Source organism: Prosthecobacter vanneervenii, from assembly GCF_014203095.1.
Lineage (GTDB): Bacteria > Verrucomicrobiota > Verrucomicrobiia > Verrucomicrobiales > Verrucomicrobiaceae > Prosthecobacter > Prosthecobacter vanneervenii.
The window spans coordinates 259,522-282,265 of the sequence record NZ_JACHIG010000004.1 but is presented as its reverse complement, the minus strand read 5'-3'; the positions used below and the strand labels follow the sequence as shown (position 1 = coordinate 282,265).

15 protein-coding genes are annotated in these 22,744 nt (G+C 60.2%); 10 read left to right on the top strand and 5 right to left on the bottom strand.

Features of this window, described 5'->3' with window-relative positions:
- Nucleotides 1–4 precede the first annotated feature (4 nt).
- Both HNQ65_RS11255 and HNQ65_RS11250 read left to right on the top strand, forming a co-directional pair.
- Entirely contained in the window at nt 5–580 is a 576-nt protein-coding gene (locus HNQ65_RS11255) for a hypothetical protein (protein ID WP_184339622.1), read from the top strand.
- Nucleotides 577–3,768 carry a hypothetical protein gene (locus HNQ65_RS11250; RefSeq protein ID WP_184339621.1) on the top strand — a complete coding sequence of 1,064 codons (3,192 nt, stop codon included), beginning with the start codon at nt 577–579 and terminating at the stop codon, nt 3,766–3,768. The genes HNQ65_RS11255 and HNQ65_RS11250 overlap by 4 nt, the downstream gene beginning before the upstream one ends.
- A 2-nt stretch (nt 3,769–3,770) precedes the next feature.
- Here the strand turns inward: HNQ65_RS11250 and HNQ65_RS11245 are convergent, their stop codons facing one another.
- The 3 genes from HNQ65_RS11245 to recD2 form a co-directional block, all read right to left on the bottom strand.
- The gene (locus HNQ65_RS11245) at nt 3,771–4,265 is read right to left on the bottom strand and encodes a YqgE/AlgH family protein (protein WP_184339620.1); all 495 of its coding nucleotides are present in this window, start codon (nt 4,263–4,265) and stop codon (nt 3,771–3,773) included.
- 185 nt (nt 4,266–4,450) lie between these two features.
- A complete protein-coding gene (locus HNQ65_RS11240) occupies nt 4,451–5,812 on the bottom strand; it encodes a Gfo/Idh/MocA family protein (protein WP_184339619.1) in 1,362 nt (453 codons plus the stop codon).
- A 166-nt stretch (nt 5,813–5,978) separates the two neighbouring features.
- On the bottom strand, nt 5,979–8,141 hold the full coding sequence (gene recD2 / locus HNQ65_RS11235) for an SF1B family DNA helicase RecD2 (RefSeq protein ID WP_184339618.1): 2,163 nt from the start codon (nt 8,139–8,141) through the stop codon (nt 5,979–5,981).
- 138 nt (nt 8,142–8,279) lie between these two features.
- Between recD2 and HNQ65_RS11230 the strand changes: the two genes are divergently transcribed.
- The 4 genes from HNQ65_RS11230 (at nt 8,280) to HNQ65_RS11215 (ending at nt 14,886) form a co-directional block, all read left to right on the top strand.
- Nucleotides 8,280–8,882: a GNAT family N-acetyltransferase gene (locus HNQ65_RS11230; protein ID WP_184339617.1), complete on the top strand. Its 603-nt coding sequence runs from the start codon at nt 8,280–8,282 to the stop codon at nt 8,880–8,882.
- Between the two features lie 268 nt (nt 8,883–9,150).
- Nucleotides 9,151–12,150: a PAS domain S-box protein gene (locus tag HNQ65_RS11225; protein ID WP_343076559.1), complete on the top strand. Its 3,000-nt coding sequence runs from the start codon at nt 9,151–9,153 to the stop codon at nt 12,148–12,150.
- The gene (locus tag HNQ65_RS11220) at nt 12,147–12,587 is read left to right on the top strand and encodes a response regulator (protein WP_184339615.1); all 441 of its coding nucleotides are present in this window, start codon (nt 12,147–12,149) and stop codon (nt 12,585–12,587) included. The genes HNQ65_RS11225 and HNQ65_RS11220 overlap by 4 nt, the downstream gene beginning before the upstream one ends.
- 10 nt (nt 12,588–12,597) lie before the next feature.
- Nucleotides 12,598–14,886 carry a hybrid sensor histidine kinase/response regulator gene (locus HNQ65_RS11215; RefSeq protein WP_184339614.1) on the top strand — a complete coding sequence of 763 codons (2,289 nt, stop codon included), beginning with the start codon at nt 12,598–12,600 and terminating at the stop codon, nt 14,884–14,886.
- Nucleotides 14,887–14,900: 14 nt separating this feature from the next.
- Here HNQ65_RS11215 and HNQ65_RS11210 read toward each other — a convergent pair whose 3' ends face one another.
- Nucleotides 14,901–15,641: a helix-turn-helix transcriptional regulator gene (locus HNQ65_RS11210; protein ID WP_221306129.1), complete on the bottom strand. Its 741-nt coding sequence runs from the start codon at nt 15,639–15,641 to the stop codon at nt 14,901–14,903.
- Between the two features lie 93 nt (nt 15,642–15,734).
- Here HNQ65_RS11210 and HNQ65_RS11205 point away from each other — a divergent pair, with 93 nt between their 5' ends.
- Genes HNQ65_RS11205 through HNQ65_RS11190 form a run of 4 tightly spaced genes read left to right on the top strand, consistent with a single transcriptional unit; the run spans nt 15,735 to nt 21,389 of the window.
- The gene (locus HNQ65_RS11205; RefSeq protein WP_184339613.1) at nt 15,735–18,305 is read left to right on the top strand and encodes a DUF7133 domain-containing protein; all 2,571 of its coding nucleotides are present in this window, start codon (nt 15,735–15,737) and stop codon (nt 18,303–18,305) included.
- A gap of 60 nt (nt 18,306–18,365) precedes the next feature.
- Nucleotides 18,366–19,325, top strand: coding sequence for an HlyD family secretion protein (locus HNQ65_RS11200; protein ID WP_184339612.1), 960 nt, complete (start codon nt 18,366–18,368; stop codon nt 19,323–19,325).
- A gap of 4 nt (nt 19,326–19,329) precedes the next feature.
- Nucleotides 19,330–20,256, top strand: a complete 927-nt coding sequence (locus tag HNQ65_RS11195) for an ATP-binding cassette domain-containing protein (RefSeq protein WP_184339611.1) — start codon at nt 19,330–19,332, stop codon at nt 20,254–20,256.
- Nucleotides 20,253–21,389 carry an ABC transporter permease gene (locus HNQ65_RS11190; protein ID WP_184339610.1) on the top strand — a complete coding sequence of 379 codons (1,137 nt, stop codon included), beginning with the start codon at nt 20,253–20,255 and terminating at the stop codon, nt 21,387–21,389. The genes HNQ65_RS11195 and HNQ65_RS11190 overlap by 4 nt, the downstream gene beginning before the upstream one ends.
- A gap of 371 nt (nt 21,390–21,760) precedes the next feature.
- On the opposite strand, the gene HNQ65_RS11185 is transcribed toward HNQ65_RS11190, so the two are convergent.
- Nucleotides 21,761–22,732: an amidohydrolase family protein gene (locus HNQ65_RS11185; protein ID WP_184339609.1), complete on the bottom strand. Its 972-nt coding sequence runs from the start codon at nt 22,730–22,732 to the stop codon at nt 21,761–21,763.
- Nucleotides 22,733–22,744: the final 12 nt, after the last annotated feature.

Sequence of the window (22,744 nt, the reverse complement as noted above, 5' to 3'; positions counted from 1 at the left end):
CGCTGTGATTCGCCATCTTTTCATGATCCTGCGGCTGGTCGGCATCAGCCTGCTGGCTGGTGCTGCCTGGGTGGCGCAACGGCCTGCGGATCTGCCAAAGGCCGCTGCACCTGCCAAAAATGGCAAGACGGAAGACCTGCTGGACAACCTAAGGCAGACAGCGATCAAGCGGGCGGCCGTCATCGAAATCAGCGAGGCAGAACTCAACCGCCACCTGGCCCAAACGCTCTCCGGTAAAATCAATGGAGCAGCTGGAGGATGGATCGCGTTTGAAGGCGTACGGGTTGATCTGGAAGCGGGATACGCACGGCTGATTTTGATCTGGAAGATCCAGGGACAGACCCGCACGGCCAGTGTGGACCTGGCCGTGGAGCGCGAAGAAGACCATTTCCATGTGGAGGTGCTGCGCGGGGCCTACGGCCACCTGCGGCTGCCACGCGGCATGATGCGGCCACTGTATCCTTCCCTGAAAGTGGTGACGGATGCGCTGGATCCTGAAATCCGCGCGCTGTTTCAGATGACCAAGATCACCATCGCCAAAGACAAGCTCGTGCTCGATCCCCGTTTCCCCTCTGCATGAAACGCCGCCTGACATCCGCCCGGACGGGCGTGCTCTCGTTCATCTGTACCGCTCTGACCGCTGCCGGACAGGCCCCTGCGCCGCCCGTACCGCCGCTGACACAGGCGCAAAAGGAGGCCGCAGCCGCCATCGAGGCACCCAAGACCTTGGTGCCGCCGCCGCTGCCAGGCCAGCTGAAGAGCAATGCCCCTGCTAAACCTGCAGATCAGGCCCCCGCGCCCAGCAGCCCTCCGGCCGCGCCCACGCTGCCGCCCGTGCCCGCAGCGCCGGTGCCTTCCTCCAGCTCTGCCAGCAAGATGCAGGCGCTGGAAGCGGTGACTCAGAAGCCCAGTGTGGTGGAGGCGCCGCGTGTCCTGACTCCGTCAGACAAAATCCCGGTGACCAGCTCTACAAGCAGCAGCCGGCAGTTCATTGTGCACGGGAAGGTCTTTGAGACGCGCAGCGGCATGTCCTCGCGGTGCGATGAGATCGCCCAGGAGGTGCGCAAGGCCCTGAATGACAAAGATCCGTGGGTGCTGCCCATCGTGGTGCTGCTGAACACGGGAGAGGAAGCAGCCAAGGCGAAAGGCCCGCCGGTGGCCACCACCATCTCCGAGCTGAATTTCGGCGGCTTTCACATCCAGGTGACGATCAATGAAAAGCCAGGGCTGAATGCGGCGGACCTTCGCAAGGAAGTGGTGCGTGCACTGCTGGCAGAGCGCATTCTGCGCAACCACCAGAGGATCGAGGCTCCGCAGGGGCGCATGCTGCTTCCGGACTGGGTGATGACGGGCGTGCTGCTGGCGATGGACTACCGCTCCAGCGCCAATCCGAGCGCGATGTTTTCCGCTCTCTACCGCAGCGGTAAAATCTACAGCATCGAGGAGATCATTGAAGCCTCTCCCGTGGACATGGACGGCCTCTCGCGCACGATCTACGAAACCTCCTGCTGCGCACTCGTGCTGGCGCTGGTGGAGCAGCCGGAAGGACCGCAGCGGCTGAACAAATTTCTCAACGCCCTGGCTGTGGATCAGCGCACCGAGCGTGAGCTGATTGGCACGGCATTTCCGAATCTGGCGGTGTCATCCTCCAGCCTGAACAAATGGTGGTCGCTGCAGCTGGCTGCGCTGGCCAAGCCCGGTTTTGGCGAGCCTCTCAGCCCTGCAGAAAGCGTCAAGGCCATCGAGGAAGCCATTTTTATCCACTACGAGGCGGCACCCAATGCCGTGCCAAAGAACATCCAGCAGCACCCCTTCATCCTGCCGGCACCGCTTCAGGTGGCCTCCGCCAGTGCGCCGCCGCCAGCCCCCTCTGCGGCTGAAACCGCCAAGCCCAAAACGAAAGAAGAAGCCAAGGAGGAAACAGCAGAGACCGCCGAGAAGCCGAAACGCAGCCTGATCCGCCGCCTTCTTTTCCTGGGAGATGCTGACAGCAAGGAAGCTGCAGAGAAGCCTGACAAGGACAAGACCGCCGAAGAGGAAAACAAACCGGGCTTTATGAGCCGCCTCTTTGGGGCTGGCAGCGAAGAAAAAAATTCTGCGGAAGAACCTGCCAAAGACAGCAAAGCCAAGTCTGCTGCTGAGAAGGAAAAGAAAGCCGAGGAAGAAGCAAAGCCTGGCTTTATGGGCCGTCTGTTTGGCGGGTCCTCTGGCGAGGAGAAAAAAGATGCCGCACCTCAGGACACCAAGCCCGCAGACAAGACTACGGCCACCGCAGCCGATAAGGAAAAGAAAGCTGAGGAGGATGCGAAACCCGGCTTTATGGGTCGTCTGTTTGGCAGCTCTGGCAGCGAGGACAAAAAGGATGCTCCAGAAGCTGCCGCCAAGGATGCGAAACCCAAACCCGTGGAGAAGGCTGCCACCACAGTGACCGAGAAGGAGAAGAAAGCCGAAGAAGGAGCCAGGACAGGGCTCATGGACAGGCTTTTCAGCAGCTCTGCCAGCGAGGAGAAGAAGACTCCTACAGAAGCCGGTGCCAAGGACAAATCGAAGCCCATCGAAAAGGCCAGTGACACCGCCGCCACCAGCAAGGACAAGAAGGCCGATGAAGACAAGAAGCCCGGGCTGATGGGCAGGCTCTTTGGCAGCAGTGAAGAGAAAAAAGATGCTGGAGATACCGCCAGCAAAGAGGGCAAGGCGAAGGCTGCCGAAGCAACGCCCGTGAAAGACAAAAAGCTCTCCCCTGCGGAAAAGGAAAAAGCTGCGGCCATCGAGAAGCCCAAGACAACCGCCAAGAAAGACGTGGAGCCCCAAGAGGAAGCCAAGAAGGAAGAAGAGAAGAAGCCGACCAAGCTCAATCCGATGAACTGGTTCCGTGGCGATAAGAAGACCCCTGAGGAAAAGCCGGCTGAGAAACCTGCCAAAGAGAAGCAGACCTCCTACGCCGAGCCAGACGAGGTCGATGTCGCACGCCTGATTTCACCGCTGCTGGCAGACGCCTGGCAGCTTTTTGCGCCCGCAGGTCCGCGCCAGACAGTGGAGCCGCTCTTTGACTTCCGTAAACGCAAAACGAATCCAGACGAGGAGAAGAAAGAGGAGCCCAAGGAAGAAAATGCCGGGGAGAAAAAGACCCAATCCTCTCCTAAAAAGGCTGATTCTGAAGACAAGCCTGCGGCCAAGAAGAGCAGCAAGCCCCACACGACCAACCCGAACGCCAAACCAGCCTCCAAGTCTGCTGCCAAAGCCGAAGACAAGCCGCGAACCAACAACCCGCAGGCCAGGCCAGCGACCACCCAGCAGGCACAAACCGCTGCTGCATCTGGAACCGCTGCACCAGCCACCACTGATCCAGCCCTGGTACAGGTGACCCTGCCAATCGAGGAGTACAAGCACATCCTCAACCATCCGGACAAGACCAAGATCTTGTCCTATAACATCGCCTCCCTGCGTGCATTGGAGATGCGTGTGAGCGTGCTCTTCCGCCCCGTGGTGCGCGCCTACCTGGCGGCCGTGATGGACATTGAAGCAGGTAAAACCAAGGACATGGACAAGCGCCTGGCCACGCTGCACGAGTTTGCCCTCGTAGCCTACCAGAAGTCCGTTGCAGTGCGCGACTACGTGGACTGGTTTGAGGCCAGCGAAAGCGGCCGCCTCTCCGGCAAGTTTGACGGGTACCTGGGACTGCCCGAGACCATCAAGAAAGAACTCCCTGAACGCAAAGATCCAATCTCGAAGTACCTGGACGCGATCGACAAGGAGTTCTCGAAGTAGGCTCAGTTCAGGCTCACATCTTCAGGCATGCCGGCCATCACCTGATAGACGGGGCCCATATCCTTGAGGATGGCGGACCACATCTGGGTGGGCTTTTCGACGGTGAGCACCAGCGGACGAGCGGTGGTGGTGATCCATGAGCGCACCTCCAGCTCGCTTTCGAGCTGGCCGCCGCTCCAGCCGGAGTAGCCGACGAAGCCGCGCACATCATGTCCGAGGCTGAGAGCGTGCAGGGCGTCCGGCACGGAGAGGTGGGTCTGGCAGCGCAGCGTGCGGCGGCGCTTGTTCCAGTGCAGGGCGGCGAAAGCGAGCTTGTCTGTGGAAACGGGCCCACCGAGGAAGACGGGCACATCTCCCAGCGCGCCGAGATCCTGGTCTGGCAGCAGATCAGAAACACACTGGTCCAGCGGACGGTTGAGAATGTAGCCAAAGGCACCGTCCTTGGCGTTGTGTGCCGCCATGAAGACCACGGAGCGGGCGAAATTCGAGTCGCGCATGGCCGGTGAGGCGAGCAGGAGGCTTCCACTGAGGGAAGACGATGATTCGTTCTTATCTGCCGAATTCATATGGATGTCTGACGCAATATTTACGCCAGACGCTCGAATTAAGCACCGAAAAAAATGCGCGCTGGATTGTGAGGTCCAGCGCGCCTGTGGTTCAAGAAGATGCGGCGGTGCTTTGCTTATGCGGCAGGCACTTCGAAGCCAGGACGGTAGGTCTTGGTGAGGAGCTTGTCGGCCTCCGGAGCGTTGGTGAACTTGAGATTTGCGGCATCCCATTCGAGCACCCTGTTGGCCTCTTCCATGCGGCCCGTGATCGGGTCGATCTTCGGAATAGCAAGGCGTGTGGCCACGTTGCCAAGCTGCACGGTTTCGGCCAGAGGCCCGGCGTAGTGGAAACCGTCACTGGTCTTCTGTCCGGAGAGGCAGGCGTCCACCCAGGTGTGCCAGTGGCTGCGGCCTTCCTCTTTCGGGTATTTGAAGCCGGTGAACTTGTCGAGCGGGTAGAGGCGCGGACCGGCCACGTGGGCCAGCACCATGGTGCCGCCTTCGCCGATGAAGATGGAGCCGCTGCCGGGGAGGTCGATGTCTCCGGGCATCTGCGCCAGCTTGTGGCTGGGCTTGAGGCCACCATCCATCCAGGTGAGCTTCATGGTCTTGCCGGCGGTGTACTGGGTGCCGGGGAAGACGTAGTTGATGGTCTCATGCGTGGGCCAGATCTGGTTGTTGATGCCGCTGTTTTTGGCATGAACGCTGATCGGCGCGGTGAGATCCAGCGCGGTGAAGACGGGGTCCATGATGTGGCAGCCGAAGTCTCCGAGGCCGCCGCCGCCGAAGTCCTGCCAGTCGCGCCAGATGAAGGGATGGTAGGCCGGGGCGTACTCGCGCATGGGCGCGGCACCGATCCAGAGATCCCAGTTCAGATTGGCGGGGACGGGAGCGGAGGGCGGCGGCTGGAACATGCGCGTGCGCTCATTGCCGGTGACGCCCACCCAGGAATAGACCTCTTTGATTTTGCCGATGGCCCCTTCCTTGATCAGGCGCGTGCCCATGCGGTACTCGATGGAGGAGTGGATCTGATTCCCCATCTGGGTGACAAGGTTCTTTTTCTCCGCCCAGAGGCGCATCTGGCGTGCTTCCCATACCGTGTGGGCCAGGGGCTTCTGGCAGTAAACATGCTTGCCACGCTGCATGGCGGCCACGGCCACAGGAGCATGCATGTGGTCGGGAATGCCGACAGTGACCGCGTCAAAGCCGTCTCCGAGGGTGCTGAACATCTCGCGGTAGTCGGAGAAATGCTTCACGCCGGGAAACTCCTTGTCCGCCTTGTCAAAGCGGTTGGCGTCCACGTCGCAGAAGCCGACGAACTTCACGGCCGCGTGAGAGCCCACGTTGTGGAGGTCGCTGTAACCCATGCCGTTCACCCCGACGCAGGCCACCTGCAGCTTGCTGTTGAGATTCTGCCCGCGCACCAAGGCCGGGAAAGCGGCTGCGGCGGAGGCAAGCGTGGAGTTTTTCAGGAAAGAACGGCGGGACGTGGGCATGGTGAGCGACGGCGGGTTGAAATGTCTCCCAACGTACGCTGCCACGCCGAATTCTTTGTCTCGAAAGGCAAAGAACGGCAGTTTAGTACCATGAGGCGTTGGAAAAGAATCTGGAACAAAGACACTCAGGCATTCATCTGAGCATTACCAGGCGCGAACTTCTCATTCATCCAATCATTCCCCGCAGCCCCGTCCAGCGCTTGCGGCTTTCCTGGCGGCTCACGGCCAGGGAGAGGGCGCGTTCGTCGCCGACGAGGACGCACAGTTTTTTTGCCCGGGTGATGGCTGTATAAATGAGGCTGCGCTCCAGCAGGACATAATGCTGCGTGCTGACGGGGATGATGACGCAGGGAAACTCGCTGCCCTGGCTTTTGTGGATGCTCAAAGCGTAGGCGAGCTGCAGCTCATCGAGCTCTCCGGGTTCGTAAGCCACGATGCGGTCGGCATCGTAGCGAACGTGCACCTTCACGGGATCGGAATCGATGGTGACGATGTGGCCGATGTCTCCGTTGAAGACTTCCTTGTCGTAGTTGTTGTGCGTCTGGATAACCTTGTCCCCCACGCGGAAAGTGATGCCGAAGCGCTCGATCTCAAATTTGAGCTCGTTGGGGGGATTGAGCGCTAGCTGGAGAGATTGATTGAGGGAGATGGTGCCGAGGAGATTGCGATTCATCGGCGTGAGCACCTGGATGTCGCGGATGGGGTCCAGGCCGTACTTGGCAGCGAGGCGCGTGTGAGCCAGCTCGACCAGCGTATGTTTGATCTCTTCTGGCTCGGAGTGCTGGAGGAAAAAGAAGTCGCTGGTGCGTGAGGACTTCAGGTCAGGCATCTGGCCACGATTGATGGCATGCGCACTGGTGATGATGCGGCTGCTGGCGGCCTGGCGGAAGATCTCGGTGAGCTTGACGCAGGGCACCTTTTCGCTGGCGATGAGATCGTGCAGCACCATGCCGGGGCCCACGGAGGGGAGCTGGTCGGCATCTCCCACGATGAGCAGGTGCGCCCCGTCTGGCAGCGCGGCGAGAAACTGGGCCATGAGCGGCGCATCAATCATGGAGGCCTCATCGACCACGAAGAGATCGCCTGCGAGTGGCTTGCCACGATGACGGCCCCAGCGGCCGTCCCCCTGATACTCCAGCAGGCGGTGCAGGGTTTTGGCCTCCATGCCGGTGCTTTCCGCGAGGCGCTTGGCAGCGCGACCCGTGGGGGCGGCGAGCACGAGCTTGACCTGCTTGCTCTGCAGGATGAGGAGGATGCTGCGCAGGATGGTGGTCTTTCCCACGCCGGGGCCGCCAGTGATGATGAGCAGGCGCTGGTGCAAGGCCTCGCGCACGGCGCGCTGCTGGCTCTCGGCCAGTTCCTTGCCGGTCTTTTTCATGACCCAGCCGAGAGCGGCGTCTTCATCCAGGGACGGATAGGCCGCAGGAGAAGCGGTGAGTTTTTTCACGCTGGCCGCGATGCTCTGCTCCGCTGCGCGCAGGTGGGGCAGGTATAGGAAGGCTCCATGACGCTCGATGTGATCGCTGGAGATGAGCGCCTCGACCTGTGGAGCGATGAGAGCCTCCACACCGAGCAGCTCGGCGGCTTTGATGACGACTTCTGATTCGGGAAAGCAGCAGTGGCCGTTTCCAGCGGCTGTCTCCAGCACGTGCAGGATGCCCGCCTTGATGCGCTCAGGCGCATCCTCAGCGACGCCGAGCTGATAGGCGATGTCGTCCGCCGTTTTAAAGCCGATGCCGCGAATGTCCTGCGCCAGCCGGTAGGGGTTCTCCTTCAGCACGGCCTGAGCATCCTCGCCGTAGGTCCGATAGATGCGCAGAGCGCGCGAGGAGCTGATGCCGTGCTGATGCAGGAAGAGCATGATGCCGTGAATGGACTTCTGCTTCATCCAGGACTCGCGGATCTCCGCGCGCCGCTTGGTGCCCACGCCCTCCACCTCTTCGAGCTTCTTCGATTCGTTTTCGATGATGTCGAAGATCTTGGGGCCGAACTTTTCAACCATGCGTTTGGCATACTTGGGCCCGATGCCCTCGATCAATCCGCTGCCGAGGTAGCGCTCGATCCCTGCCAGGGAATCCGGCCGCCGGAGCTTGAGTGCGTCCGCCTTGAACTGGGGGCCGAAGTCGCGGTTGGGCTCCCACACGCCGCGGGCCTCGAATTCTTCGCCCGCTACCACACGTGGTGCCTTGCCCACAAGGCCGACCACATCGCGACGGCCTTCGGGCACCACTTTGAGGATGCAGTAGCCGTTGTCCTCATTGTGAAACACCACACGATCCACCAGCCCCCGCAGGACTTCGGATTTGGTGGTGGAGCGTGGTGGCGGCATGGCGGCAGGCTAGCCACAGATACGGCTGCTCACAAATACGATTGCTGGCCGCGATGCTGTGAAAATGCGCCGCTATTCATGTGTCACCAGCAGACGTTTGATCACGTAACCGATGAGCGTCTATTGTGTTCCGTTTCCATGTCCTCCCTGCTTTCCCGCTACCGCCTGCTGCTGCGTGACGAGCTCCCGGTGATCCTGCGCCCTCTAACGCCGGACGACCGCGAGAGGATCACGGATGCCTTCAGGCGGCTATCGCCTGAATCCATGTACTTCAGGTTTTGGACGCGGGTGCAGGGGGCCAATCCAAAATTCATCGAGCGGCTGTGTGCCGATGACGACGGCCAGCACCGGACGTGGGTGATCGTGATCGAGAACAATGACGAGATCCCCGGCGTAGGCGGTGGCTCCTACTGGCGCTCAGACGGGTCTGAAGACAGTGCCGAGGTCTCGTTTACAGTGGCGGATGAATTTCAGGGCCAGGGAGTGGGAACGATTCTGCTGGCGGTGCTGTGGGTGGAAGCGCTGGAATCCGGGATACGCCAGTTTGTGGCCTACGTGCTGGATGAAAACCATGTGATGCTGACGTGGTGGGCCAGTCTGGGAGCGGCACATGAGAGGCAGCCCCATGGCGGATGGGAGCTGACGCTAAGGCTGGATGAAAGCCTGCTGCCGGACACTTCTGCGGCTGGCAGCCTGCGGCGCACAATGGCAGGTCTACGCGCTGCATCTAAAGCGGCCTGAAAGCGTAGGGAATGACACTTTCTCGTGGGCGAGGCTGCAAACCATAGGCTCCCCACCCATAGGCCCCCCACCCATCCGGATGAGAAACAGCGCATAAAAACCCGGCAGGAATACCGCAGGCTTTCAGGCATAGAACCCTCTGAGACAAGGACTTGCTCCTCGAGTCATAAATACTTATTTATTTGAAAGCCCATTTAGTGATATGGTTATTATTAGCCGACGCGCTTTTATTATTTTACCCGCCCTCCGCTTTTAAATCTTAAAAGTCGTGACTATTAATACACCGAAAAAAACGAGGGAGCAAAACGCGACCGGGGAGCCAAGCCAGAATCCTCCCCCTGATTTTTCCACCTCTTGGAGAAATGTGCTCGTGGCACTGCTGCCTCCAGCGGTAGCAGCCGTTTTGCAGAGCTGGCTTTGGCCGTGGCTCAGCCCCTTGCAGTTTCTATTGTTCTACCCAGCGGTATTCTGCAGCGCCTGGATTAGGGGGCTGTGGGGAGGACTGGCGGGCACAGCTTTGTCAACCTTGCTGGCCTGGTATTTCTTTGCTCCGCCAGATACTGCCACGATGGGCACCTTTCATAAACTGGCCCGCTACGGCATTTTTTTCTCCGTGGGAGCAGCCGTGTCTTGGTTGCATGAGAGCCTGCAGGAAGCACGACGCGATCTGAGCAAAAAGGTGATGGAGAGGACTGCCGACCTACAGCTCTCTAAAAAGACCATTCGGGAGAACAAGGACCGCCTGAAAGCGATCATCACCTCCGCCATGGATGCAATCATCAGCGTCGATGAGGACCAAAACATCCTGATCTTTAACAAAGCGGCGGAAAACATGTTCCGCTGCTCAGCTGCGGAGGCCATCGGCAGTCCTTTAGACCGGTTCATTCCGCAGAAGCACCGCCACGCGCACGCACATCATGTGGAGAAATTTGGGAAGAAAGGGGCCACAGCACGCGCAATGGGCTCCTTAGGCACACTGCACGCGCTGAGGGCGGATGATGTGGAGTTTCCCATCGAGGCCTCGATCTCCCATGCCGAGGTGGGAGGGCGCCGGCACTACACGGTGATCATCCGCGATATCAGCGCTCGCCTGAAGACCGAGCAGATGCTACGCACACAGGAGGCGCATGCCCGATCCCGACTGAATTTAGCCCAGAGCCTGGAACAGGCAGGGGGCATTGCCGACATTTTGAAAGCCGTGCTGAGGGAGCTGCAGGTGATCCTGGGGCTGAATGCCGTGTGGTTCTATCTTTTCTCTGAAGACCGGCAGCATCTGCGACTGGCGAAGGCTGTGAAAAACCAGGCCGAAAGCCAAGTGGTGCATGAAGACGAAGAGCTGACCGTTGGAGGTGACCGCATGCTGGAGGAGATAGCCACAGCACAGCAGCTCGTGGTGGTGGAAGACGCCCGAACTGATGCGAGGACCAACAAAGCCTTGGTGGAAAAGAACGGCAACCGCTCGATCTTCAACATGCCTGTGATCCTGGCCGGACGAAGACTGGGCACTCTGGGCAGCGGCACCTTTGGTGATGAAGGAGTCCGGGTCCTGACCGAGGCAGAGCGCGAGTACTTCGCCGCCGTAGCCGGGCATGCAGCGGCGGTGCTGGACCGCATTCTGGAACATGAAAAGCGTGCGCAGACAGAGGCCCGCTACCGCCAGACGCTGGACCAGATGCTGGAAGGCTGCCAGATCATCGGGCGCGATTTCCGCTACCTCTATCTGAACACCGAGGCCTGCAAACAGGCGCGAAAGCCCGTCGAGGAGCTGCTAGGACGGACGATGATGGAGTGCTTTCCAGGGATCGAAAATACAGCGGTCTTTGCCTCTGTGCAGCGCTGCTTGGAGCAGCCGAATGCCGAACAGATGGAAAATTTGTTTTCCTATCCGGACGGATATGTGGCGGAATTCCAGCTTTTCCTGCAGTCTGTGCCAGAAGGTGTCTTCATTCTCTCTCTGGACATCAGCGAGCGTAAAAAGGTGGAGCGCCGGATGCATGAGCTAAATGCCGAGCTGGAGGCCCGCGTGATGGAGCGCACCCAGCAGCTGAAAACCGCGAATGCAGAACTATCTAACAAGAGAGCCGAGCTGCAGAGCCTGTTTGAGTCGCTGCCGGGCCTCTACCTGGTGATGGATCCCGACTTGAAGATCGTGGCCGTCAGTGACGCCTACCTGAAGTCCACCCTGACAACGCGAAAGGACATTATTGGCCGGACCATGCTGGAGGTTTTTCCCGACAATCCCGGCGATCCCAATGCCGACGGCTCGTCCAATCTTCGGGCCTCTTTGCAACGTGTGCTGCACGAACGCAAGGCCGACACGATGCCGATCCAGCGCTATGACGTGAGGGATGCTGACGGGATATTTCAGGAGCGACACTGGACGCCGGTCAATTCGCCGCTTCTCGATGCAGACGGCAACATCAAATACATCATCCACAGGGCGGAAGACGTGACGGAGTTTGTGAAACGCAGCCGGGCCCCTGCACCAGCCGATGCAGGACTGGAGGTACGTATGCAGCAGATGGAGGCGGAGATGTATCAAAGTGCACTGAACGTGCAGGCGGCCAACAAGCAGCTGGAAGCGGCCAACAGGGAGCTGGAATCCTTTTCCTACTCGGTGTCCCACGACCTTCGCGCGCCACTGCGGGCGGTGAATGGGTTTGCCAATGCGGTGATGGAGGACTTTGGGCCGCAGCTGCCGGAGGAATGCCAGCGTCAGCTCCAAATCATACGCAGCAATGCGCAAAAAATGGGCTGCCTGATCGATGATCTTCTTTCGTTCTCACGACTGAGCCGAATGCCCCTGAACAAACAGAAAATCAACATGCACCAGCTGGTGGCAGCGACCTGGGAAGACCTGGCCTCTGAGCGCGCAGGACGGGTGGTGGAGTTTGATATGGGGCAGCTGCCTGAATGCGGCGGCGATCCGGTGCTGCTGCGCCAGGTGTGGATCAACCTGCTGTCCAACGCCCTCAAGTACAGCCGCCGGAAGGACAAGGCAGTCATCAGCGTGGGCTGTGAGCAGAAGAACGGGCACGATACTTTTTTTGTGCGGGACAACGGCAGCGGTTTTGACATGCGCTATGCCCACAAGCTGTTTGGCGTGTTTCAGCGTCTGCACCGTGCCGAGGACTATGAGGGGACGGGCGTGGGGCTGGCCATCGTGCAGCGAGTCATCGCCAGACATGGCGGCCGGGTATGGGCGGAAGCTGCGGTGGACCAGGGGGCCACCTTCCACTTTACGCTGGAAGGAGATGTATCGGCATGAACACAGAAGAAACAAACGCCGATGTGCTCCTCGTGGAGGACAGCTTGGAGGATGCAGAGCTGATCTGCCGAGCCATGAGAAAAGCGGGGCTGGGAAGCCGGCAGCACATCGCGCGAGACGGAGCCGAGGCTCTGGATTTTTTGTTTCCTGCAGACTCCTCCAAGCGCAGCCCTCCACGGCTCAGGCTGGTGCTGCTGGATCTCAAGCTGCCCAAAGTCAGCGGCCTGGAGGTGCTGCAACGCCTCAAGCAGGATGAACACACCCGGCACTTCCCTGTGGTGGTGCTGACTTCCTCCCTGGAGCATGTGGATGTGGCGCGGTGCTATGCACTGGGAGTGAACAGCTATCTCGTGAAGTCCATGGACCCCGACCATTTTTCCCGAACCGTGCAGAGTGCCGCGAAATACTGGCTGCAGCTAAACCTTGCCCTCTTTTAAACAACCTCCGATGAATCCTAAACTTCGAGTCCTGATTCTGGAAGACAACCTCGCGGATGTCGAACTTTTGATCCGCGAGCTGCGTCGTGATTTTCAGCTTGAGTGGGCCTGTGCGGATGATGCACAAAATTTTTTAGCGGCACTTTCCACCAACCCTGAGATCATTCTCTCCGACTACAACATGCCAACTTTCGACGCTCCACAGGCGCTGGAACTGCTGTTGCAAAGCGGGAGAGACATTCCCTTCATCATTGTCTCCGGGACTGTGGGAGAAGAGCAGGCCGTGGAATGCATGCGCCGCGGAGCCGCCGACTATCTGCTGAAGGACCGTCTAACGCGCCTGGGATCATCCATCAAACATACACTGGAGCAGTCCCGCCTGCGGCAGGAGCAGACGCGCATGCAGGAGCGGCTGCGCCAGAGCGAGGAGCGCTTCCGGGAGATGGCAGAGAACATTCAGGAAGTTTTCTGGAGCGCCGATGCACGACTGGGCAGCGTGCTCTATGTCAGCTCCGCTTACGAGGTGATCTGGGGACGCTCACGCGAAAGCCTGTACACGGCCCCGCTCTCATGGATGGACTCCATTCATCAAGATGACCGTGAACGGGTGCGACTGGCCCAGACCTCCAAACAAACAGCCGGAAAGTATGATGAGATTTACCGTATCATACGCCCTGACGGCACCATGCGATGGATAAGGGCCCGTGCCTTTCCGGTGCGTGACGCAACGGGGGTGGCTCTGCGCATAGTTGGGGTGGCACAGGACATCACGGAAAGCAAACTGACCCATGACCGGCTGCGCCAGCAGGCCTCTCTGCTGGACAAGGCCAAGGACGCCATTCTGGTGCGCGACCTGCAGAACCGGGTGATCTACTGGAACGAAGGTGCCACACGCCTCTATGGATGGACAGCAAAGGAGGCTGTGGGCCGCCTGGTCATGGACCTGCTGTATCGCAGCCCGGCGCAGCTGCAGGCCGCCATGCAGAACGTGATGGTGCACGGCGAATGGGCAGGCGAACTGCAGCATCTGACCAAAGATGGAAAGACTGTTCTGGTGGAGTCCCACTGGACACTGGTGCGCGACGACGATGGCAGGCCTATCGGCATTTTCTCCATCAACACGGACATCACCGAAAAGAAGCGCCTGGAGCAGCAGTTTCTCCGTGCGCAGCGGCTGGAAAACATCGGCACACTGGCCAGCGGCATCGCCCATGACCTGAACAACGTGCTCTCCCCCATCCTGATGTCGATCGACCTCCTGAAAATGGCCTGCCAGGACGAGCGCTCGCAGTGCATGCTCTCGACCATCGACGCGAGCGCGCGGCGCGGTGCGGACATGGTGCGACAGATTCTCTCCTTTGCGCGCGGCTCAGAAAGCCAGCACACGCAGATCGACCTGCGCCAGATCATTCACGACATCGGGCACCTGATCCGCGAAACTTTCCCCAAGAACATTCAGAGCGTCGCCGAGGTGGCGGAAATATCGCGCCCGGTTCTGGGAAACCAGACACAGATTCATCAGGTGCTGCTGAACCTCTGCGTGAATGCGCGTGACGCCATGCCGTCCGGCGGGCGGCTGAGCATCGCCACGACGGAGATCATGGCGGACGAAGCCCTGGTGGCAAAGCATGGCGGGAAGAAGTCCGGACCGTATGTGCTGATCGAAGTGGCGGACACCGGCACGGGCATGCCACCGGAAGTGGTGGAGAAGATTTTTGACCCCTTCTATACGACCAAGGAAATCGGCAAAGGCACGGGTCTGGGACTTTCCACGGTGCTCTCGATCATCAAGAGCCATGGTGGGATGCTGGAGGTGCGCAGCGTGCAGGGGATGGGCACCACCTTTGCCATCTACCTGCCGCTGGAGCTTGTACCTGCAGGCGGCAAAGCGGCTGAGAGCCTGGAGCCTGCGCCGCATGGGAAGGGAGAGCTGATCCTGGTGGTGGATGACGAGCAGGCTGTGCGCACCATCACGCAGCAGACACTGGAGGTCTTTGGCTACCGGGTGCTGGTGGCAGCGGATGGGGCCCAGGCGCTGGCTCTATACCTGGAGCACAGGGACGAGGTGGCGGCAGTGATCACGGACCTGATGATGCCGGTGATGAGCGGAGAAACCACCGTGCAGTTGCTGCGCCGGATCAACCCCGAGGTCAAAATCATCGCCTGCAGTGGTGTCGCCAAAGAAGGTTCTATTGAGCATTTGCAAAGGCTGGGCATCAACCAGGTGCTGTCCAAGCCCTTCACCACGCCGGAAATACTCCATGCGCTGAACCAAGTGCTGAGTGCGCAAGCGGCGTGATACAGACCGCAGCATCAACCCTGATGCCTGCGGCGAAACTCCTTGGGAGTCATGCCAGTGCGTTTGCGGAACTGCTGGGTGAAGGCGCTCTGATCACAGAAACCATGATCCAGCGCGATCTGGATGATGGGAGTGGAGGATTTAGCAAGGTCCTCAGCGGCAGACTGAATGCGCGTGCGCAGCAAGAGCTCGTAAGGACTGAGGCCGAGAGCGGCGCGGAGCTTGCGGTGCAGATGGCGCTCTGACACGCCCACCGCACGAGCCAGATCTCCTGTCGTCATGGCTTCATGGCAGTGCTGGTCCGCATACTGGAGCGCGACGGTGACCTCACGCACATCATGATGGCGCATTCGGTCTTCATCGCGCCGGGTGATGCCCATGACGCCGATGACCTTGCCACGTTTGTCGAGCACAGGAAGCTTGGTGCAGAGAAACCAGCTGAGGTTGCGCTGTTCATCGTACCAAACTTCGAGGCGGTTGATGAGCGGCTTGCCGCTGCGGATCACTCTTTGATCGTCTTCGCGGTAGGCCTTGGCGACCTCGGACGGGAAAAATTTCTCATCCATCGCACCAACCAGTTCTCGCTCACTTTTGATGCCGAAGCGCTCAAAGGTGGCGCTGTTGGCGGCGATGTGGCGCCCCTGGTCGTCCTTCATAAAAAAGAAGACGCCGGGCATGTGCTCAAAGATGGCGCGGACGCCCTGGGGGTCGGCGATCCGGGCGAAGAACTCGGCTTGGAGGCGCGGCAGCGGCATGTCCGGATTTTAACAAAGATTGGCAGGCTGTCACCAAACGAAAGAAGAGCCTGAGGAGTATGTTGTTGGCGATATTTCAACCTCCGTCCGCTAATGCACCTCCGTCTTCTCACCAGCCTCCTCTTCGCCAGCGCCGCCGCGTTTGCGCAGACCAAGCCGACCTACACTTTTCCCATCAAGGCGCTGAGCCCTGAGGAGGAGCTGAAAACGATCGAACTGCCAAATGGCTATTCTCTTGAGCTGGTGCTCAGCGATCCGCTGATCAAGGAGCCGACGGCCATCGCCTTTGATGGCAACGGCAAGATGTACGTGGTGGAAATGCGCACGTACATGCAGGACATCGACGGCACGGACGAGTTGACGCCAAAGAGCCGCATCTCCCTGCATGAATCCACGAAAGGCGACGGCGTGTTTGACAAGCACAGCGTCTATCTGGACAACGTGCTGCTGCCCCGCATGGTGCTGCCGCTGGATGACCGCGTGCTGGTGGGGATCACGGACACAAACGACCTCACGCTGCACCGCGATGCGAATGGCGACGGCGTGGCGGATGAAAAAGCACTCTGGTATGTGGGCGGGCCACGCGGCGGCAACATGGAGCATCAGCCCAGCGGCCTGGTGTGGGGTCTGGACAACTGGATCTACACCACCTACAACGGCTACCGCCTGCGCTGGAACGGCGCGGATGCTCCGCTGAAGGAAAACACCGCCCCCAATGGCGGCCAGTGGGGCCTGGCGCAGGATGACTACGGCAAGATGTGGTGGAGCAATGCCGGTGGTGAAAAGGGCCTGTGGAACTACCAGGCGCCGATTCTCTATGCCGCCATCAACGTGCCGCAGCAGAAGAGCGAGAAGTTTGACACCGTGTGGCCCATCGTGGCGCTCGGAGATTTCCAGGGCGGCCCCGGACGCTTCCATGCACCAGACGACCTGCGCCTGAACCACTTCACTGGCTGCGCCGGACAGACGATCTATCGTGGCGACCGCCTGCCAAAGGAGCTTTATGGCAATGCCTTCCTGCCTGAGCCGGTAGGCCGCCTGATCCGCCGCTCGATTGTGGAGATGAAAGACGGCATCACCACGGTGACGAATCCGTATGAGGAGCAGATGAGCGAGTTCATCCGCAGCAGCGACCCGAACTTCCGCCCGCTGAACATGACCACCGGACCGGATGGCTGTCTCTACATCGTGGATGCCTATCGTGGCATCATTCAGGAGGGCAACTGGGTCAAGCCGGGCAGCTTCCTGCGCGGAGCCATCGAGCCCACCGGCATGCAGCACGTCATCGGCCACGGCCGCGTGTGGCGTCTGGTGTTCAAAGATTTCAAACCCGGCCCGCAGCCGAAGATGATCGGTGAAACGCCCGCGCAGCTGGTGGCGCATCTCATGCACCCCAACGGCTTCTGGCGCGACACCGCGCAGCGCATGCTGGTGGTGAAGAACGACAAGTCCGTGGTGCCTGCGCTCATTGAGATGGCCTCGAAGCATGAGAACCACCTGGCCCGCCTGCATGCGCTGTGGACGCTGGAAGGGCTGGACGCCATCACACCAGAAATCGTCCGCACGGCGATGAAGGATAAGCACCCTCAGCTCCGCGCCAGCGGCATCCGCGTGGCGGAGACACTGCTGAAGAAAGGTGACACCGCACTGATCGCGGACATCAAGGCGATGCGCACCGACAAAGATCCGACCGTGGTGCTGCAGACGCTCTACACCAGCCGACTTTTGAACTGGCCCAGCTGGAAGCTCGAAGCGCAGACGCTGCTCATGACATCGCCGAGCCTCGGCGTGAAGGAGATCGGTGCGCAGCTTCTCGTAGAAGCGCCGAAAATCAGCGGCAGCTTCAGCAAGGATGAGAAGAAGCAGCTGGAGCGCGGCCAGGAGATCTACCGCTCGCTGTGCTTTGCCTGCCATGGCTTTGACGGCGCGGGCATGCCGATTGCAGGCCGTGAAGGCGCCACACTGGCCCCGCCGCTTGCCGGCTCCAAGACGGCGGTGCAGGGAGACGCCATCGTGCGCGTGATGATGAACGGCCTCACCGGACCCATCAACGGCAAGACCTACGAGGCGCAGATGGTACCGATGTCCAGCAACAACGACCAGTGGATCGCCGACGTGACGAGCTACATCCGCAAGGCCTTTGGCAACAACGGCAAGCTGGTGCAGAAGAAGGAAGTGGAAAAGCTGCGCAAGGAACTCTCCAAGCGCACCACGGCCTGGACCATCGAGGAGCTGCAGGCTCTGTATCCGCAGCCGCTGAAGAACCGCAGTGCCTGGAAGCTCACCGCCAGCCATGGCGAAAAGGAAGCTGGCAAAGCCATTGATGGAGACATCACCTCCCGCTGGGACACCCACAAGCCGCAGAGCCCAGACATGTGGCTCCAGATCGAGCTGCCCGAAGCCACCGACATCTCCGGCCTGGTACTCGACACCGGCAAATCTCACAACGACTACCCGCGCCAGTACAAGATCGAACTCACGCTGAACGGCACCGAATGGGAGAAGCCCGTCCTCCAGGCCAAAGGCGAAGCAGGTTCCGTGGAATACCTCTTCCCCAATCCGACCAAAGCCAAGGCGATCCGCATCTCACAGACCGGCGAAGCGAAAGGCACCTACTGGTCCATTCATGAGCTGGAGGTGTTGGGGGTGGTGAAGAAGCCTTAACCGGCCGCTCCTTGCATCCTAGCCGGAACGGGATAACTGCTGTCCCGTTCCACTTTTTCCATGAAGCAGCTGTTTCTCTCCCTCGGCGTCCTGGTCTTTATCCTCGGGCTGTGTGGCTGTGAGAAGCCACCGTCGAATGTGCTGCAAGGTTATGTGGAAGGTGAGTTTGTGTATGTGTCTGCGCCACTCGGTGGCAAGCTGACGAAGCTGAACGTTCAGCGTGGTGCGCAGGTGAAGCTGGGGGATGTGCTGTTTGCGCTGGAGGATGTCGCGGAGACGGCGGTGCGTGATGAAGCGGCGCAACGACTGCAGCAGGCGAAGAACACGCTGGAAGATGCGAAGAAAGGCAAGCGGCCAACCGAGATCGCATCTCTGGAGGCACAGCTGAAGCAGGCGCGCGAGGCCTCGGCTCTGGCGGAGATCGAGTTTGCGCGACAGATGGAGCTGACGAAGTCGGGCGCGGTGGCGGTGGACAGCACGGACCAGGCCCGCAGCGCGAACATTCAAAACCACAAACGCGTGGAGCAGTTGGAGGCGGATTTGAAGACCGCTAATCTGGGCATGCGAAGCGATGCTGTCGCTGCACTGGAAGCGGAGGTGAAGGCACGCGAGGCTACGCTGGCCAAGGCGGCGTGGGATCTCTCCCAAAAGCAGCAGAGCGCCCCGCAGGCCGGCGTGGTGAATGATACGCTGTATCGCGAGGGAGAGATGGTGGCGGCAAGCCGGCCCGTGGTGTCCCTGCTGCCGCCGGCCAACATCAAGGTGCGCACCTTTGTGCCGCAGACAAGGCTGGCAAAGCTGAAGGTGGGCGATGCGGTGAAGGTGCATCTGGATGGCGCGGCAGAAGCGCTGAATGCAAAGGTGAGCTTCATCGCCCCACAGGCCGAGTACACACCACCGGTGATCTACAGCCAGGAAAACCGCAGCAAGCTGGTCTTCATGATCGAGCTGCGCTTTGACGATGCCGTAGCGGCCACGCTGCATCCAGGACAGCCGGTGGATGTGGAATTCGCCCCCTAAAATGATGAGCGAAAATCTGGCCATCGACGTGAAGGGCATGACGAAGAGATTCGGCACGCGCACGGTCGTGAACCAGATCGACCTGCAGGTGCGCACCGGCGAGATCTACGGCTTTCTAGGACCCAATGGCAGTGGCAAGACCACCTTTATCCGCATGCTGTGCGGCCTGCTGAAGGCCGATGGCGGCAGCGGCTCGTGCCTGGGCTTTGATGTGATCAAGCAGAGCGAGGAAATCAAAAAGCAGGTGGGCTACATGACGCAGCGCTTCAGCTTTTACGAGGACCTGAGCATTCGCGAGAATCTGGACTTTGTGGCGCGCATGTATGGCGTGAAGAACCGCAAAGAGGCGGTGGCCGCCTCCATCGAGCGCCTGGGTCTGGCCGGACGCGACCGCCAGCTGGCGGGTCAGTTGTCCGGTGGCTGGAAGCAGAGGCTGGCACTGGCGGCTTGTCTCATCCATGAGCCCAAGCTGCTGCTGCTGGACGAGCCCACCGCCGGGGTGGACCCGAAGGCGCGGCGCGATTTCTGGGAGCAAATCCACCAGCTAGCCGCTGAGGGGCTGACGTTTCTCATCACCACGCACTACATGGACGAGGCCGAGCGCTGCCATCGGCTGGCCTACATCGCGTATGGCGATCTGCTCACCCATGGCACGGTGCAGCAGGTGATTGATAGCGCGCACCTGACGACATGGCAGGTCAAGGGCGGCGATCTGCTGAAGCTTGCCTGGGCGCTCCGTGGAAAGCCGGGCGTGCATCAGGCGGTGGCCTTTGGCACTTCGCTGCATGTCAGCGGTGGAGATGCGTCGGCGCTGGACCAGGCGATTGCGCCTTTCCGCAAAGATCATGAATGGACACTGATCCGCTCCGGCCTTGAGGACGTGTTCATCCACCTGATGGATCAATCGAAGGACAACTTCGCTGCCGCATGAAGCGCTACTTTTCCATCACCCGCTTCCTGGCCATCATCATCAAGGAGTTCATCCAGATGCGGCGGGACCGCGTGACGTTTGGCATGATGGTGGGCATTCCGCTGCTGCAGCTCACGCTGTTTGGCTACGCCATCAATTCCGACCCCAAGCACCTGCCCGCCGCGGTGCTGGTGAATGACCACGGCCCGCAGGCACGCACGCTGCTCAGCGCCATCCGCAACAGCGGCTACTACGAGTTTGTGCGGCAGGTGCAGAGCGAGGACGAGGCGCGCGAGGTGCTGGAGCATGGCGAGGTGCAGTTTGTCATCACCATCCCGCAGGATTTCTCACGCGACCTGATGCGCGGCGACAAGCCGACGGTGCTCATCGAAGCGGATGCCACGGACCCAGCGGCCACGAGCAACGCCATCAACATCCTGCGCCCGCTGCTGACCACGGCGCTGATGAATGACTTCAAGGGGCCGCTGTCCTACCTGGCGCAAAGCGATGCGCCCATCGATCTGCGCATCCACGCGCTGTACAACCCCGAGGCCATCACGCAGTACAACATCGTGCCCGGCCTCATGGGCGTGGTGCTGACGATGACGATGGTCATGATCACCGCGCTGGCGATCACACGAGAGCGGGAGCGCGGCACAATGGAAAACCTGCTATCAATGCCGACGCGCCCGTTTGAGGTGCTGCTGGGCAAGATCATCCCCTACCTGTTTGTGGGCTACATCCAGGTGGTGCTGATCCTGCTAGCGGCGCACTTTCTGTTTCATGTGCCGTTTGTGGGGAACATCGGGCTGCTGTTTGTGGCCGCGTTTGTTTTCATCGCGGCCAATCTCGCGGTGGGCATCACCTTCTCCACACTGGCCACCAATCAGCTTCAGGCGGTGCAGGGCTCGTTCTTTTTCTTCCTGCCTTCGCTGCTGCTCTCCGGCTTCATGTTCCCTTTCCGCGGCATGCCGCAGTGGGCACAGGCAATCGGCGAGGTGCTGCCGCTCACGCACTTCCTGCGCATCGTGCGTGGAGTGCTGCTGAAGGGGAACACCTTTGCGGACATCTCGCTGCAGCTCTGGCAAATCGGGCTGTTTGCGATCGTGGCGCTGATCGTGGGCGTGCTGAGGTACAGGCAGACGCTGGATTGAGAAGAAAATCACACGTCACATAAACCGCTCTGCTGCATGAAGTCCTGAAGGGACCAGAGAGATTAGCCGGTGGTGAAGCGAAACCGCGAAGCGGTGCAGCGAAAACCACCGGATTAGGAACATCTCTCAACGCCTCAACGATGCATGCCGAAGGTATGCGAGAAGCTTTCATTCACCCAGCGCACGCAATAAGTTTGCGCACGATTCTCGCATACCTCCGGCATGCGCCCTTGGCACTTGACCCATTTGATGACCCAATCCGGTGGTTCTCGCTCGGCAAGCCTCGCTTCACCACCGGCTAATTTCTCTGCTCCCTCCGGGAGCCACTAGAAATGACTTTGATCACGCAATTCGGTCAGATAAAACGGCATCTACAAACGGTAAAACTTGCTCGCATTGCCCGACCACAGCTTGCGCTGGTGGCTGAAGGGGCGTTCTGCCACGATCTGATCCAGGGCCTCCACCCAGCCGCGTACGCGACTGCCAAGCAGGCACACCGGCCAGTCCCCACCGAAGAAAACGCGGTCAGGGCCAAAAGCATCAAGGCAATGATTCACCACAGGGGCGAGGTCTTCGGCACGCCAATGGCCGGGCGGGACGAAGGCGACAATACCGCTGATCTTGCACATCACGCCAGGACATGCGGCTACGGCATCGATGCCACGCTTCCAGCCATCAGCCGTGCAGGTACGCGGCAGGTCGGGACCGAGCTTGGGATTGAAGGCCTTGGGATCGCCATTGCCGCAGTGGTCGAGAACGAAGTGCGTTTCGGGACACTGCTGGATGAGCTTCACGGCATCGTGCAGTTCCGTCGGGCGCATGGTGAGTTCAAAGTTGAGGCCGTGTTTGCCGAGCGTCTGCACACCGCGCACAAACTCCGGGCGCAGGCAGTAGCCTGCAGGTGTGCTGGGGCCGTGCAGCACCTGACGCAGACCTTTAACAATGCCAGTGCCAGCATAGCGCTGTACGTAGCTTTCGAAGTCGGCGGAAGCCGGACGCCCGCCGATGGTGGCGGCGACGGTGGGGGTGTTGCGCGCGCGGATTTGCGCGACGATGGCGTCGGCTTCTTTGACGTGGTCTTTCGGAGCCACATCCACCTCCATGTAGATGGCCTTTATATTGAGGCCGTGAGTGGCCTCCTGATACTCCGGCGTGAGGAAGGTGTGCTGCAGCACTTCCGGCGCAGTCTTGACCCACGGAGGGTTCACGAAGTCTCCGCCCCAGAGGTGCTGATGCGTGTCGATGATCAGCTTGTCCGCACGCTTGGTCGTGGTGGTGCAAGATGAGACCGCGAGGGAAGCGGCAGACACAGAGGCGGCGTGGAGGAACTGGCGACGGTTCATGGTGGAGGACGG

What these genes read in the sequence shown, in the direction of transcription:
- HNQ65_RS11185 (WP_184339609.1), bottom strand. Translation starts at nt 22,732, where the DNA reads ATGAACCGTCGCCAGTTCCTCCACGCCGCCTCTGTGTCTGCCGCTTCC.
- HNQ65_RS11230 (WP_184339617.1), top strand. Translation starts at nt 8,280, where the DNA reads ATGTCCTCCCTGCTTTCCCGCTACCGCCTGCTGCTGCGTGACGAGCTC.
- recD2 (WP_184339618.1), bottom strand. Translation starts at nt 8,141, where the DNA reads ATGCCGCCACCACGCTCCACCACCAAATCCGAAGTCCTGCGGGGGCTG.
- HNQ65_RS11240 (WP_184339619.1), bottom strand. Translation starts at nt 5,812, where the DNA reads ATGCCCACGTCCCGCCGTTCTTTCCTGAAAAACTCCACGCTTGCCTCC.
- HNQ65_RS11200 (WP_184339612.1), top strand. Translation starts at nt 18,366, where the DNA reads ATGAAGCAGCTGTTTCTCTCCCTCGGCGTCCTGGTCTTTATCCTCGGG.
- HNQ65_RS11205 (WP_184339613.1), top strand. Translation starts at nt 15,735, where the DNA reads ATGCACCTCCGTCTTCTCACCAGCCTCCTCTTCGCCAGCGCCGCCGCG.
- HNQ65_RS11190 (WP_184339610.1), top strand. Translation starts at nt 20,253, where the DNA reads ATGAAGCGCTACTTTTCCATCACCCGCTTCCTGGCCATCATCATCAAG.
- HNQ65_RS11220 (WP_184339615.1), top strand. Translation starts at nt 12,147, where the DNA reads ATGAACACAGAAGAAACAAACGCCGATGTGCTCCTCGTGGAGGACAGC.
- HNQ65_RS11250 (WP_184339621.1), top strand. Translation starts at nt 577, where the DNA reads ATGAAACGCCGCCTGACATCCGCCCGGACGGGCGTGCTCTCGTTCATC.
- HNQ65_RS11245 (WP_184339620.1), bottom strand. Translation starts at nt 4,265, where the DNA reads ATGCGCGACTCGAATTTCGCCCGCTCCGTGGTCTTCATGGCGGCACAC.
- HNQ65_RS11210 (WP_221306129.1), bottom strand. Translation starts at nt 15,641, where the DNA reads ATGCCGCTGCCGCGCCTCCAAGCCGAGTTCTTCGCCCGGATCGCCGAC.
- HNQ65_RS11195 (WP_184339611.1), top strand. Translation starts at nt 19,330, where the DNA reads ATGAGCGAAAATCTGGCCATCGACGTGAAGGGCATGACGAAGAGATTC.
- HNQ65_RS11215 (WP_184339614.1), top strand. Translation starts at nt 12,598, where the DNA reads ATGAATCCTAAACTTCGAGTCCTGATTCTGGAAGACAACCTCGCGGAT.